The following is a 12,027-nucleotide window of genomic DNA, read 5'->3' on the forward strand; positions in this document are numbered from 1 at the left end:
CAGATCTCCGAAGATGTGCGCATCGGCAGGCCGGACCGGGTCAGACGGCGCGCAAGACGGCGACGACCTTGCCGAGCACGATGGCGTCGTCGCCCAGGATCGGCTCGAACGCGCTGTTGCGGGGGAGCAGCCACGTGTGGCCGTCGCGCTGACGGAAGGTCTTGACGGTCGCCTCGCCGTCGAGCATCGCCGCGACGATGTCGCCGTTGTCGGCCGTGGACTGCACGCGCACGACGACCCAGTCGCCGTCGCAGATGGCGGCGTCGATCATCGACTGACCGCTCACCTTGAGCATGAACAGCTCGCCCTTGCCCACGAGCTGACGGGGGAGCGGGAAGACCTCCTCGACCTGCTGATCGGCGGTGATCGGCACGCCGGCGGCGATGCGGCCGACCAGCGGCACGAGCGCCGCGTCGCCGACGGCGGGCTGCGCGTCGTCGGGGTTCTCGGCGGCGGTGCCGGGCAGGTCGATCAGCACCTCCATCGCGCGCGTCTTGCCGGCGTCGCGGCGGAGGTACCCGCTCAGCTCGAGCTGGTTCAGCTGGTGCGTCACGCTGGAGAGCGACTTCAGGCCCACCGCGTCGCCGATCTCGCGCATGCTCGGCGGATAGCCGTGCCGCGCGATCGAGCGCTGGATGACCTCGAGGATCGCCAGCTGCTTGTCGCTCAGGCTCTTGCGCCGCCGCGTGCGGGGCTTCTCGCTCATGGCTGGTTCTCCTTCTCTTCCGGGCGGAAGGCGTCAACTCTTCGAATGTCGGAGGTCGGTGATGAGGTGTCCTCATCGAAACGGTATCCGGCTTCGGATGCCGCGGCGGTGAAGCGGGCGCGTGTCGCCTTCGATCCATCTCCGACTCGACGACCCCTTGACAGTCCATCATATCGAAGATAGCTTCGGAAGAGAGCTTCGCATCCGGCCTTCCCGGCCGGAGGGCGGATGCGAAGCTCCCACCGTCCGAGGTCCCAGGAGGAGCCATGACCACGATCGATGTCGCCGGCGTCTACCGTCCGGCCCGCGTCCGCGTGCACGCCCCCGCGACCACCCGCGCCCCCGCGAGCGCTCGTGCCCGCACGACGCGACTGCGTCTCACCGTCCGCGGCCGGCGCGCGCTCGCCGCGGTGGCGTCGGTGCCCGCCGTCGTCGGGCTGAGCCTCGCGATCGTCTCCGGCGGAGGAGCGCTGGCATCCGACGCGCCCGCCGCGCCCGCGGTCGAGTTCGCCACCGTGTCGGTGCAGCCCGGCGACTCGCTGTGGACGATCGCCGAGACGATCGCCCCCGAGGCCGACCCGCGCGACGTCGTCGACGGGATCATGCGGCTGAACGGCCTCACGTCGTCGGCGCTCGACGTGGGGCAGTCGCTCGCGATCCCGCGCGAGTTCGCGACGCCCGCGGGCGCCGCATCCGGGGACTGAGCGCGGCCGGGAGCGATCGCGGCGGGGAAGCGCGATCGCGACCGGACCGTGACCGCGTCGGCGGGGCGCATCGGGCGCGCGGCTAGCATGGGAGGGGTGAGTACGACCCTCGACGACCTGCCCCTCCGCGACGACCTCCGAGGTCTCACGCCCTACGGGGCACCCCAGGCGGCGCTGCCCGTGGCGCTGAACGTCAACGAGAACACGCACCCCGTTCCCGAAGACGTCGCGGACGACATCCTCGACAGCATCGCGCGCGCGCTGCGCGAGATCAACCGCTACCCCGATCGCGAGTTCACGGCGCTGCGCGAAGGATTCGCCGACTATCTCGGGCACGGCCTCACGCGAGACGAGATCTGGGCCGGCAACGGCTCGAACGAGGTGCTGCAGCACCTGCTGCAGGCCTTCGCCGGCCCCGGGCGGACCGCGTTCGGCTTCTCGCCCACCTACTCGATGTACCCGCTCCTGACGCGCGGCACCGGCGCCCGCTACGTCGCCGGCGAGCGGGGCGCCGACTACACGCTGACGGCGTCCGACGCCGCGGCCCAGGTCGCCGACGTCTCGCCCGACGTCGTGTTCCTGTGCGCGCCCAACAACCCCACCGGCACGCCGCTCGGACTCGACGTGATCGAGGCGGTCTACGACGTCACCGACGGCATCGTGATCGTCGACGAGGCGTACCAGGAGTTCGCGCCCCGCGAGGAGCGCTCGGCGCTCACGCTCCTGCCCGGCCGCGAGCGTCTCGTCGTGTCGCGCACCATGAGCAAGGCCTTCGCCTTCGCAGGCGCCCGTGTCGGCTACCTGGCCGCGGCCCCCGTCGTCATCGACGCGCTCCGCCTCGTGCGCCTGCCGTATCACCTGAGCGCGCTCACGCAGGCGGCGGCCACCGCGGCGCTGCGGCACACCCCGACGATGCTGGGCATGGTCGACGAGATCGTCGCGCAGCGCGACCGCATGTCGGCGACCCTCGAGGCGCTCGGCTACCAGCCCTACGAGAGCTGGACGAACTTCGTGCTGTTCTCGGGCGTCGACGATCCCGCCGCCACCTGGCAGGCGCTGTACGACCGCGGCGTGCTGATCCGCGACGTCGGCATTGCGCACAGCCTGCGGGTCACCGCGGGCACCGAGGACGAGACCACCGCGTTCCTCGACGCCCTCGCCTCGATAGAATCGGCGGCATGAGCACCCCCGGTTCCCGCACCGCTTCGCTGCGCCGCGCGACGAGCGAGTCCACGGTCGAGCTGACCCTCGACCTCGACGGCAGCGGTCAGAGCCACATCGACACCACCGTGCCGTTCTACGACCACATGCTCACGGCGTTCGCCAAGCACTCGCTCACCGACCTCACCGTGCGCGCCTCCGGCGACACCGAGATCGACGCCCACCACACCGTCGAGGACGTCGCGATCGTGCTCGGGCAGGCGATCCGCCAGGCGCTCGGCGACAAGGCCGGCATCTCGCGCTACGGCGACGCGCTCGTGCCGCTCGACGAGGCGCTCGCGCAGGCCGTCGTCGACATCAGCGGGCGCCCGTACCTCGTGCACACCGGCGAGCCGGCCGGCTTCGAGCACCACCTCATCGGCGGGCACTTCACCGGCTCGCTCGTGCGCCACACGTTCGAGGCGATCGCGTTCAACGGCGGCCTCACGGTGCACGTCATGCTCCTCAACGGCCGCGACCCGCACCACATCGCCGAGGCGGAGTACAAGGCGTTCGCGCGTGCGTTCCGGCAGGCGAAGGCGCGCGACCCGCACGTCGACGGCATCCCCAGCACGAAGGGCGCCCTGTGACGGACGCGCCCCTCGTCGCCGTCCTCGACTACGGCTCCGGCAACGTCCACTCGGCCGTCAAGGCGCTCGCGGCTGCGGGTGCCGACGCGCGGCTGACCGCCGACCGCGGGCTGATCCAGGATGCCGCGGGGCTCGTCGTGCCGGGCGTCGGAGCGTTCCGCGCCGTCATGGAGGCGCTCCGCGCGCAGCGCGGCGACGAGGCCATCGAGCGGCGCCTCGCCGGAGGGCTGCCCGTGCTCGGGATCTGCGTCGGCATGCAGGTGCTGTTCGGCCGGGGCATCGAGCGCGGCACCGATGTCGAGGGCATGGGTCAGTGGCCCGGGGTCGTGACCGAGCTCGACGCGCCGGTGCTGCCGCACATCGGCTGGGACACCGTGCGCGCCGGCGAGGGCTCGCGCCTCTTCCAGGGGATCGAGGACGAGCGCTTCTACTTCGTGCACTCGTTCGGCGCGCAGCAGTGGACGCTCGAGGTCACCCGGCCGTTCGCGCCGCCCGTGCTGACGTGGTGCGACTACGGCGCCCCGTTCCTCGCCGCCGTCGAGAACGGCCCGCTGTCGGCGACGCAGTTCCATCCCGAGAAGTCGGGCGACGCCGGCATCCGGCTGTTGAAGAACTGGATCGGCACCCTCTAGTCCGCTCAGGCGATGCCGCCCACGCGGCGCGAGCCGAGCAGGATGCCGCGCCCGCTGCGCGTGCGCGCGAGGCGCCGGTCGAGCGCGCGCGCCGCCGCCGAGATGAGCATGTTCACGACGATGTAGACCGCCGTGACCACGAGGTAGGTCTGCACGAGGTCGCCCGTGTTGGCGATCAGCACCCGCCCGCTCTGCAGCAGCTCGGGGTACGAGACGACGTAGCCGAACGCGGTGTCCTTGACGACGATCACCGCCTGCGCGACGAGCGCGGGGATGACGATGCGCAGGGCCTGCGGCAGCACGATCAGGCGGAAGGTCTGCCGGTCGGTGAGGCCGACGGCCAGGCCCGCCTCGGTCTGCCCGCGCGGCAGCGCGAGGACGCCCGCCCGGAACACCTCGGCGATCGTCGCGGCGGCGCACAGCGTGATCGGCAGCACGAGCTTGAAGAACGTGCTCGCGTTGATGCCGTAGGCCGGCAGCGCGAACATGAACACGTAGATGATGAGCAGCACCGGCACCGCGCGGAACAGCTCGATGAACCCCGTGCACAGCCAGCGCAGCGGCGTGACGCGCGACAGGCGTCCGACCGCGAGGAGCAGCCCCAGGGGGAGCGCCATCGCTCCCGCGGTGAGGGCGGCGAGCATGGTGTTCACGAGCGCCGTACCGAGGTAGCGGAGCGTCGCCGGCTGGACGAACGTGAGCCACTTCGACGGCGCGAGCGCGCCCGACGCGTAGAAGCGGTAGTAGGCGAGGCCCACGAGCACCAGCAGCAGCGCGACGCTCAGCCAGGTGATGACGATGATGCGCCGGCGGGCCTTGGGGCCGGCGGTGTCGAACATCGCGTGACCGGTCATCGCAGCACCCGCATCCGCTTCTCGAGGGCCGATCCGATGCCGGCCGCGCCCAGCGAGATGGTCGCGTAGACCACCGCGACGAGGCCGAAGGTGACCAGTCCCAGCGCCTCTTTGGAGTTGATGAGCGACGCCGTGTAGGTGAGGTCGCGGATGCCGACGACCGCGGCGAGCGACGAGCTCAGCAGGATGCCGATGAACAGGGTCACCATGGGCCCGATCACCGTGCGCGCGGCCTGCGGGATCACGATGTGGCGCATGATGCCCGAGAAGGTCAGCCCGATCGAGCGGGCGCCCTCGATCTGCCCGACGCCGACCGCGTTGACGCCGGTGCGCAGGGTCTCGCACGCGAACGCGGTGCCCACCGCGGTCGTGGCGAGGATCACGCCGGGGAGGAAGCCGGGGTTGACGCCGATCTCGGGGAGGCCGTAGACGACGAGGACCACGAGGGCGACGAGCGGCACGTTGCGGAAGATCTCCACGAAGATCCCCGCGGCGATGCGCAGCGGCGCGATGGGGCTGATCCGGCAGATCGCGAGGATCGCGCCGAACACGAGCGAGCCGGTGAACGCGATCGCGGTGATCTGCGTCGTCACCCACAGCCCCGACAGCAGGTCGGGGAGGTACGTCGTCAGCAGGACGTCCATGAGGCCTCCGTCAGCGATGATCGCACGTCGCGGGGGCGGTGGCCCGCCCCCGCGACGGCTGGTCGATCCTCAGAGCCCGGTGTCGCCGGGCGTCGGGGGCTGCGGCACGTCGGTGAGGCCGGCGCGGTCGCCGATCGTCACGGTCCAGAGCTTGGCCCAGGTGCCGTCCTCCTCGATCTTCGTGAGGAAGTCGTTGATGAAGTCCACGGCATCGGACGTCTTGTTGACGCCGATGCCGTAGCGGTCCTCCGGCCCGAACGGCTCGCCCACGATCTTGACGTCGTCGCCTGCGATGACGGCGTTCAGGAGCAGGGTCTGGTCGATCACGTAGGCGTCGGCGTTGCCCTGCTGGACGGCCGCGAGCGCCTGCGCGTGGTCGGGGAGGGCGAGGATCTCGGCCTCGGGAGCCTCCGCCTCCAGGAGCGCGACGCCGGTCGAGTTGGCCTGCGTGGCCACCGTCTTGCCGGCGAGGTCGGCGAGCGACGTGATGTCGGTGTTGTCCTTCTTCACGAGGATCGCCGCCTGCGACGTGTAGTACGGGCCGGCGAAGGCGATCCGCTCGGCGCGCGCGGGGGTGATCGAGTAGGTGGCGATCACGGTGTCGACCGTGTTCGACTCGAGGAGCGACTCGCGCGTGTCGACCGTCACCTGCTGCAGCTCGGTCTTCACATCGCCGAGGATGTAGCGGCTGAGCAGCTGCGAGATGCCCGCGTCGAAGCCCTTCGCGGTGTTCGTCGTCGGGTCGAGCAGCGAGAAGAGCTCCGAGGTCTCGGTGCCGCCGACCTTCAGGACGCCGGCTTCGCGCACGGCGCTCGCCCAGGCGTTCGCCTCCACGTCGGCGTCGTCGGCCACCGGGCCGCCGTTCACGATGTCTTCGTAGGTGACGCCGGCCTCGGGCGCCGCGGACGAGTCCGAGCCGTCGCCGCTGGGCGCCTCGGGGGAGCAGGCGGTGAGGGCCAGGGCGGCGATGGCGACCGCGGCGAGCCCCGCCAGCCGCGTCGTTCGAGTTGTCGTGCGCATGTGTGTCCTCCGTCGGGCGCGGCCCGGTGGACGGGCCGCGCGTAGGTGTTCTCCTCCCCAGTGAAGCGACCACGGGGGCCCGGGCACCACTGCAGCGCCGATCTGTGACAAGTCGTTACCTTGCGGTGATCAAAGCGGCGCGCGCCCGGGCGCCCGTTTGAACCCCGGTCGCGAGCGGGCTAATCTCGGTTCTCGTGCCCGCGTTCGGATGCGGGATCGCACCGCACCGGTGCCTGGCAAAGGAAGACATGAACGACTTCGCGTCCACTCCCGCTCTGACCCTGCTGCCCGCGGTCGACGTCGCCGACGGCAAGGCCGTCCGTCTCACCCAGGGCGCCGCCGGCACCGAGACGAGCTACGGCGACCCCGTCGACGCGGCCCTCGCGTGGGCGCACCAGGGGGCGAAGTGGGTCCATCTCGTCGACCTCGACGCCGCCTTCGGGCGCGGCAGCAACGCCCCCATCCTGCGCAAGGTCATCAAGAGCCTGCGCGGTGTGCAGGTGGAGCTGTCCGGCGGCATCCGCGACGACGCCACCCTCGAGGCCGTGCTCGACAGCGGCGCGGCGCGCATCAACCTCGGCACGGCGGCGCTCGAGAACCCGGAGTGGGCCGCCGACGTCATCGGCCGCTATGGCGAGGCCATCGCGGTGGGGCTCGACGTGCGCGGCACGACGCTCGCCGCGCGCGGCTGGACCCGCGAGGGCGGCGACCTGTGGCAGGTGCTCGACCGCCTCGAGGACGCCGGCTGCAGCCGCTACGTCGTCACCGACGTGACCAAGGACGGCATGCTGAAGGGCCCCAACCTCGACCTGCTCCGCGAGGTGGTGAGCCGCACGCCGAAGCCGGTCATCGCCTCGGGCGGCATCGCGAGCCTCGACGACATCGCGGCGCTGCGCGAGCTCGTGCCGCTCGGCGTCGAGGGAGCCATCGTCGGCAAGGCGCTGTACGCCGGGGCCTTCACGCTGGCCGAGGCGCTGGATGTCGCCGGCAGCTGACGACTCCTGTCACGCCGACTCGGCGGGCGTCCCGTGGGAGGGGCGCCGGTTCGAGCAGAACCCGCACTCGGGCGACGACGGCTCCGCCGATCCGGCGCTGCTGGCCGCCCTCACCGCGTTCCGCGCGGGGGAGGGGGATGCCGTCGCCGTCGTCGACGCGTACCGCACGGCGCGCCTGCTGATCCCGCTCGTCGCCGAGAAGGGCGACGAGGGCGTCGGGCCCACGGGGCTCCGGGTCGACAAGACCCAGGAGCTGTCGATCGTCACGGTCGCCGGTCCCGACGGCCGCCGCGTGCTCCCGGTCTTCACGTCCGTCGTCACGATGGCCGCGTGGGACCCGAAGGCCCGCCCCGTGCCGGCCGACGGGATCCGCACGGCGCTCGCCGCGGCATCCGATGACACGGATCTCATCGTGATCGATCCGGGATCGGCGACGGAGTTCGTGCTGCGCCGCCCCGCCGTGTGGGCGATCGGGCAGGAGCACCCGTGGGAGCCGGCCGACACCTCGCCGGAGGTGTTCACCGGCCTCCAGGAGAGCATCGGCGGCGAGCTCGCCGTGCTCGACCTCTCGGTCGCGCCGGGCGACCCCGGTGCGCGGCTGCGCGGGCCCGAGCTGATCGTGCGGCTGCACCTCATGGAGGGCCTCGACCGCACCGAGCTCGACGCGGTGCTGCAGCGGCTCGCGAGCCGCTGGGCGGCCGACGACCGCGTCGCGGTGCTCGTCGACTCGCTCACCGTGCAGCTGCGGCGCGCCTGACGCGGCGCGGCGGATCGTCGGAGATCGGCCGTCCGTCGGAGCGGACGCCGTCCATCGCTCCGAGCGAGCGCCGATCTCCGGCGAACGGGATCAGGTGACCGGTCCGGTCCACTTCTCGCCGGGGCCCTGGCCGATCGGGTCGGGGATGAGGGATGCCTCGCGGAACGCCAGCTGGACCGACCGCAGCCCGTCGCGCAGCGACCGCGCGTGCATGTCGCTGATCTCGGGCGCCCCGGCGGTGACGAGCCCGGCGAGGGCGTTGATGAGCTTGCGCGCCTCGTCGAGGTCGGTCTGCGCCTCCGGGTCGTCGGCGAGGCCGAGCTTGACGGCGGCGGCGCTCAGCAGGTGCACCGCGGTCGTCGTGATGACCTCCACGGCCGGGACGTCGGCGATGTCGCGGGTCGCGGCGCTCGCCGCGCGCTCCTGCTCCTCCCAGCGGGCTCGGCGCGCGGCATCCGCGTCGTCGTCTCGATCGGCCGGAATCGTGTCCACGTGCTGCCTTCTGCTAGACTTTGGCGGGCTCCGGAGCATTCTGCTTCGGTCGAAAGAGGATCACGATCCCACCCGCGCTTGCCGCTCAAGGCTACCGGGTCCACGCACTCCCTCCCGAACGGCGCAGCCGTGCGGGAGAGGCCTCCTCGGAGGCGCCCCGATCCCGGGTGCGGTGCAGACGCGCGCTCCGAGCGTGCGCGGTGGGCGTGACGATCTTCCGCCCGCGACGCGACCTGCGTCGCGGTGGCCACCACCCGCACGAACAGGAGCTCCGCACATCAGCGATCCCCGCACCAACGAGCGCATCCGCGTCCCCGAGGTCCGACTCGTCGGCCCCAACGGAGAGCAGGTGGGCGTCGTCCGCATCGAAGTCGCCCTGCGTCTCGCGCAGGACGCAGACCTCGACCTGGTCGAGGTGGCGCCCAACTCGAAGCCTCCCGTGGTCAAGATCATGGACTACGGCAAGTACAAGTACGAGGCCGCCCAGAAGGCCAAGGAGGCCCGTCGCAACCAGGCGAACACGGTCCTCAAGGAGGTGCGCTTCCGCCTGAAGATCGAGGCGCACGACTACATCACCAAGCTCAAGCGCGCCGAGGGCTTCCTCAAGGCGGGCGACAAGGTCAAGGCGATGATCCTGTTCCGCGGCCGCGAGCAGTCGCGCCCCGAGCAGGGCGTGCGGCTCCTGCGCAAGTTCGCGGAGGACGTGGCCGAGTTCGGCACCGTGGAGTCGAACCCCACGATCGACGGCCGCAACATGGTCATGGTGGTCGCCCCGCACAAGAACAAGTCCGAGGCCAAGGCCGAGCAGAACGCCGTCCGCGCCGCGAACAAGCAGGCCGCCCGCGAGGCGCGTGCGGCCGGCGCCGCCGAGTAGGCGCCCCACAGGCTCCCGCCCTGCGGGACACACAACGAAGGAAGAGAAATGCCGAAGCAGAAGACCCACTCGGGCGCCAAGAAGCGCTTCAAGGTCACCGGGAGCGGCAAGCTCATGAAGCAGCAGGCGAACCTTCGCCACAACTTCGAGGGCAAGCCCACCCGCCGTACCCGCCGCCTCTCGCAGGAGCAGGTCCTGGCCCCGGGCGACGCCAAGGTCGCCAAGAAGCTCCTCGGCCGCTGACGCGCGCCGACGCAGGAATAGGAACGAAACGAAATGGCTAGAGTCAAGCGGGCCGTCAACGCCCACAAGAAGCGTCGCGTCATCCTCGAGCGCGCGTCCGGCTACCGCGGGCAGCGTTCGCGTCTGTACCGCAAGGCGAAGGAGCAGGTCACCCACTCGCTCGTCTACGCGTACCGCGACCGTCGCAAGCGCAAGGGCGACTTCCGTCGCCTGTGGATCCAGCGCATCAACGCCGCGAGCCGCCAGAACGGCCTCACCTACAACCGCTTCATCCAGGGCCTCGGCCTCGCGGGCGTGCAGGTGGACCGTCGCATGCTCGCCGAGCTGGCCGTCAACGAGCCCGCGGTGTTCGCGTCGCTCGTCGAGACCGCCAAGCAGGCGCTGCCGGCCGACGTGAACGCGCCCAAGGCGTAATCACGGCATCCCGCCGAAAGGGCGTCCTCCACGGAGGGCGCCCTTTCGCGTGCGCGGGACCGACCCGCGTGGTGGCGCGTGTCGGCGCAACCCTAAGATGAGAGCGTGCTCGAGAACCCGCGCTCTCCTCGTGTGCGCGGCGTCGCCAAGCTGGCCAAGCGCAGTGCGCGGCAGGAGACGGGTCTGTTCCTGCTCGAGGGCCCGCAGGCCGCCCGCGAGATCCTCGGGCATCGGCCCGACACGGTCGTCGAACTGTTCGCCACGCCCACGGCGCTCGAGCGCCATCCCGACGTGCGCGACGCGGCGGCCGAGGCGGGCGTCGACGTCGTCTTCACGACCGAGGCGGTGCTGGCCGCGATGGCCGACACGGTCACCCCGCAGGGCATCGTCGCGGTCGCCCGGCAGTCGCCGACGTCGTTGCGCGACGTCTTCGCCGCGGAGCCCCGACTCGTCGCGATCTGCGAGGAGGTGCGCGATCCCGGCAACCTGGGCACGATCATCCGCGCCGCCGACGCGGCGGGGGCGGATGCCGTGATCCTCACCGGCCGCACGGTCGATCCCTACAACCCGAAGGTCGTGCGCGCGAGCACCGGGTCGCTGTTCCACGTGCCGGTGGCGGTGGGCGCCGACCTCGACACCGCGGTCGAGCGCGCCCATGCGGCCGGCCTGCGCGTCGTGGCCGCCGACGTGGGCGGAGAGGACTTCCTGGCCCATCGGCAGCGCCTTCGCGAGCCCACCGCGTGGCTGTTCGGCAACGAGGCGCGCGGGCTCGACGAGACGGCGCTCGAGCAGGCCGACCTCGCGCTGCGCCTGCCGATCTACGGCGCCGCGGAGTCGCTCAACCTCGCGACCGCGGCGAGCGTGTGCCTGTACGAGACCGCGTTCGCGCAGCGCGCCGAGTCGTAGCCGTCTCGGTTCACGGCCTGTTACAGATCGGTAAAGGTCAGTCGCGTCCACGGACGGATCCGGCCAGATGTGCCTAGGCTGACGCCATGACGACCGCCGACAACGGCCCGAGGCCGGAGACGTCCAACATCTCGGTGCGCCGCGGTGATCCGCTCGTCGTGATCACCGACGTGCAGAAGCACTACGGAGACTTCCATGCGCTCAAAGACATCGACCTGACGGTCAACCGCGGCGAGGTCGTCGTGGTGATCGGCCCGTCCGGGTCGGGCAAGTCGACGCTGTGCCGCACGATCAACCGGCTCGAGACGATCACGAGCGGCACGATCACGATCGACGGCAAGAAGCTGCCCGAGGAGGGCAAGGCGCTCGCGGCGCTGCGCGCCGACGTGGGCATGGTGTTCCAGTCGTTCAACCTCTTCTCGCACCTGACGATCCTCGAGAACGTCACGCTCGGTCCGCTCAAGGTCCGCAAGATGAGCAAGGCGGATGCCGACAAGCAGGCGAAGACGCTGCTCGACCGCGTCGGCGTGGGGCAGCAGGCGGCGAAGCTGCCGGCCCAGCTCTCCGGCGGTCAGCAGCAGCGCGTCGCGATCGCCCGCGCGCTCGCGATGAACCCCAAGGTCATGCTCTTCGACGAGCCGACGAGCGCCCTCGACCCGGAGATGATCAACGAGGTCCTCGACGTCATGGTCGGACTCGCCCAGGAGGGCATGACGATGATCGTCGTCACCCACGAGATGGGCTTCGCACGCAAGGCCGCCGACCGGGTCGTGTTCATGGCCGACGGCGAGATCGTCGAGGAGGCCACGCCCGACGAGTTCTTCACGAACCCGAAGAGCAACCGCGCGAAGGACTTCCTCTCCAAGCTCATCACCCACTGAACGCTGATCCCACGCACGAAACGAAGGAGACACACATGCGCAAGACCAGACTCATCGCCGCTCTCGGCATCGCCGCCGCCGCAGCCGTCGCACTCACGGGCTGCAACAGCGGCGC

16 protein-coding genes are annotated in these 12,027 nt (G+C 71.2%); 11 read left to right on the top strand and 5 right to left on the bottom strand.

Features of this window, described 5'->3' with window-relative positions:
• Nucleotides 1-40: 40 nt before the first annotated feature.
• A complete protein-coding gene (lexA, locus tag WML84_RS01955; protein WP_347344481.1) occupies nt 41-706 on the bottom strand; it encodes a transcriptional repressor LexA in 666 nt (221 codons plus the stop codon).
• A 266-nt stretch (nt 707-972) separates the two neighbouring features.
• On the opposite strand from lexA, the gene WML84_RS01960 reads away from it, so the two are divergent.
• From WML84_RS01960 to hisH, 4 genes are all read left to right on the top strand, one after another.
• Entirely contained in the window at nt 973-1,410 is a 438-nt protein-coding gene (locus tag WML84_RS01960; RefSeq protein ID WP_347344482.1) for a LysM peptidoglycan-binding domain-containing protein, read from the top strand.
• Nucleotides 1,411-1,497: 87 nt separating this feature from the next.
• The gene (locus WML84_RS01965) at nt 1,498-2,592 is read left to right on the top strand and encodes a histidinol-phosphate transaminase (protein WP_347344483.1); all 1,095 of its coding nucleotides are present in this window, start codon (nt 1,498-1,500) and stop codon (nt 2,590-2,592) included.
• Nucleotides 2,589-3,200 (top strand): imidazoleglycerol-phosphate dehydratase HisB, encoded by a 612-nt coding sequence (gene hisB / locus WML84_RS01970; RefSeq protein ID WP_347344484.1) that lies wholly within the window; start codon nt 2,589-2,591, stop codon nt 3,198-3,200. Before WML84_RS01965 ends, hisB begins: the two co-directional genes overlap by 4 nt.
• Nucleotides 3,197-3,832: an imidazole glycerol phosphate synthase subunit HisH gene (gene hisH / locus WML84_RS01975; protein WP_347344485.1), complete on the top strand. Its 636-nt coding sequence runs from the start codon at nt 3,197-3,199 to the stop codon at nt 3,830-3,832. The genes hisB and hisH overlap by 4 nt, the downstream gene beginning before the upstream one ends.
• A gap of 5 nt (nt 3,833-3,837) precedes the next feature.
• Here hisH and WML84_RS01980 read toward each other — a convergent pair whose 3' ends face one another.
• The 3 genes from WML84_RS01980 to WML84_RS01990 form a co-directional block, all read right to left on the bottom strand.
• Complete coding sequence (locus WML84_RS01980; protein WP_347344486.1) at nt 3,838-4,686, bottom strand: amino acid ABC transporter permease; 849 nt, start codon at nt 4,684-4,686, stop codon at nt 3,838-3,840.
• Nucleotides 4,683-5,330 carry an amino acid ABC transporter permease gene (locus WML84_RS01985; RefSeq protein ID WP_347344487.1) on the bottom strand — a complete coding sequence of 216 codons (648 nt, stop codon included), beginning with the start codon at nt 5,328-5,330 and terminating at the stop codon, nt 4,683-4,685. The genes WML84_RS01980 and WML84_RS01985 overlap by 4 nt, the downstream gene beginning before the upstream one ends.
• 69 nt (nt 5,331-5,399) lie before the next feature.
• Nucleotides 5,400-6,350 (bottom strand): glutamate ABC transporter substrate-binding protein, encoded by a 951-nt coding sequence (locus WML84_RS01990; RefSeq protein ID WP_347344488.1) that lies wholly within the window; start codon nt 6,348-6,350, stop codon nt 5,400-5,402.
• Between the two features lie 248 nt (nt 6,351-6,598).
• On the opposite strand from WML84_RS01990, the gene priA reads away from it, so the two are divergent.
• On the top strand, nt 6,599-7,345 hold the full coding sequence (gene priA, locus WML84_RS01995; protein ID WP_347344489.1) for a bifunctional 1-(5-phosphoribosyl)-5-((5-phosphoribosylamino)methylideneamino)imidazole-4-carboxamide isomerase/phosphoribosylanthranilate isomerase PriA: 747 nt from the start codon (nt 6,599-6,601) through the stop codon (nt 7,343-7,345).
• Nucleotides 7,329-8,102, top strand: coding sequence for an SseB family protein (locus WML84_RS02000; protein WP_347344490.1), 774 nt, complete (start codon nt 7,329-7,331; stop codon nt 8,100-8,102). The genes priA and WML84_RS02000 overlap by 17 nt, the downstream gene beginning before the upstream one ends.
• 90 nt (nt 8,103-8,192) lie before the next feature.
• Here WML84_RS02000 and WML84_RS02005 read toward each other — a convergent pair whose 3' ends face one another.
• Nucleotides 8,193-8,585 (bottom strand): DUF1844 domain-containing protein, encoded by a 393-nt coding sequence (locus WML84_RS02005; RefSeq protein ID WP_347344494.1) that lies wholly within the window; start codon nt 8,583-8,585, stop codon nt 8,193-8,195.
• A 286-nt stretch (nt 8,586-8,871) separates the two neighbouring features.
• On the opposite strand from WML84_RS02005, the gene infC reads away from it, so the two are divergent.
• The 5 genes from infC to WML84_RS02030 all read left to right on the top strand — a co-directional run bounded on the left by infC (nt 8,872) and on the right by WML84_RS02030 (nt 11,912).
• Entirely contained in the window at nt 8,872-9,468 is a 597-nt protein-coding gene (gene infC, locus WML84_RS02010) for a translation initiation factor IF-3 (RefSeq protein WP_347344495.1), read from the top strand.
• 48 nt (nt 9,469-9,516) lie between these two features.
• Nucleotides 9,517-9,711: a 50S ribosomal protein L35 gene (gene rpmI, locus WML84_RS02015; RefSeq protein WP_159844935.1), complete on the top strand. Its 195-nt coding sequence runs from the start codon at nt 9,517-9,519 to the stop codon at nt 9,709-9,711.
• Between the two features lie 33 nt (nt 9,712-9,744).
• On the top strand, nt 9,745-10,125 hold the full coding sequence (gene rplT, locus WML84_RS02020) for a 50S ribosomal protein L20 (protein WP_347344491.1): 381 nt from the start codon (nt 9,745-9,747) through the stop codon (nt 10,123-10,125).
• A 105-nt stretch (nt 10,126-10,230) separates the two neighbouring features.
• Nucleotides 10,231-11,031: an RNA methyltransferase gene (locus tag WML84_RS02025; protein ID WP_347344492.1), complete on the top strand. Its 801-nt coding sequence runs from the start codon at nt 10,231-10,233 to the stop codon at nt 11,029-11,031.
• 86 nt (nt 11,032-11,117) lie between these two features.
• Nucleotides 11,118-11,912, top strand: a complete 795-nt coding sequence (locus WML84_RS02030; protein WP_347344493.1) for an amino acid ABC transporter ATP-binding protein — start codon at nt 11,118-11,120, stop codon at nt 11,910-11,912.
• Nucleotides 11,913-12,027: the final 115 nt, after the last annotated feature.

The sequence above is a fragment of the Microbacterium sp. genome, assembly GCF_039812165.1.
GTDB lineage: Bacteria > Actinomycetota > Actinomycetes > Actinomycetales > Microbacteriaceae > Microbacterium.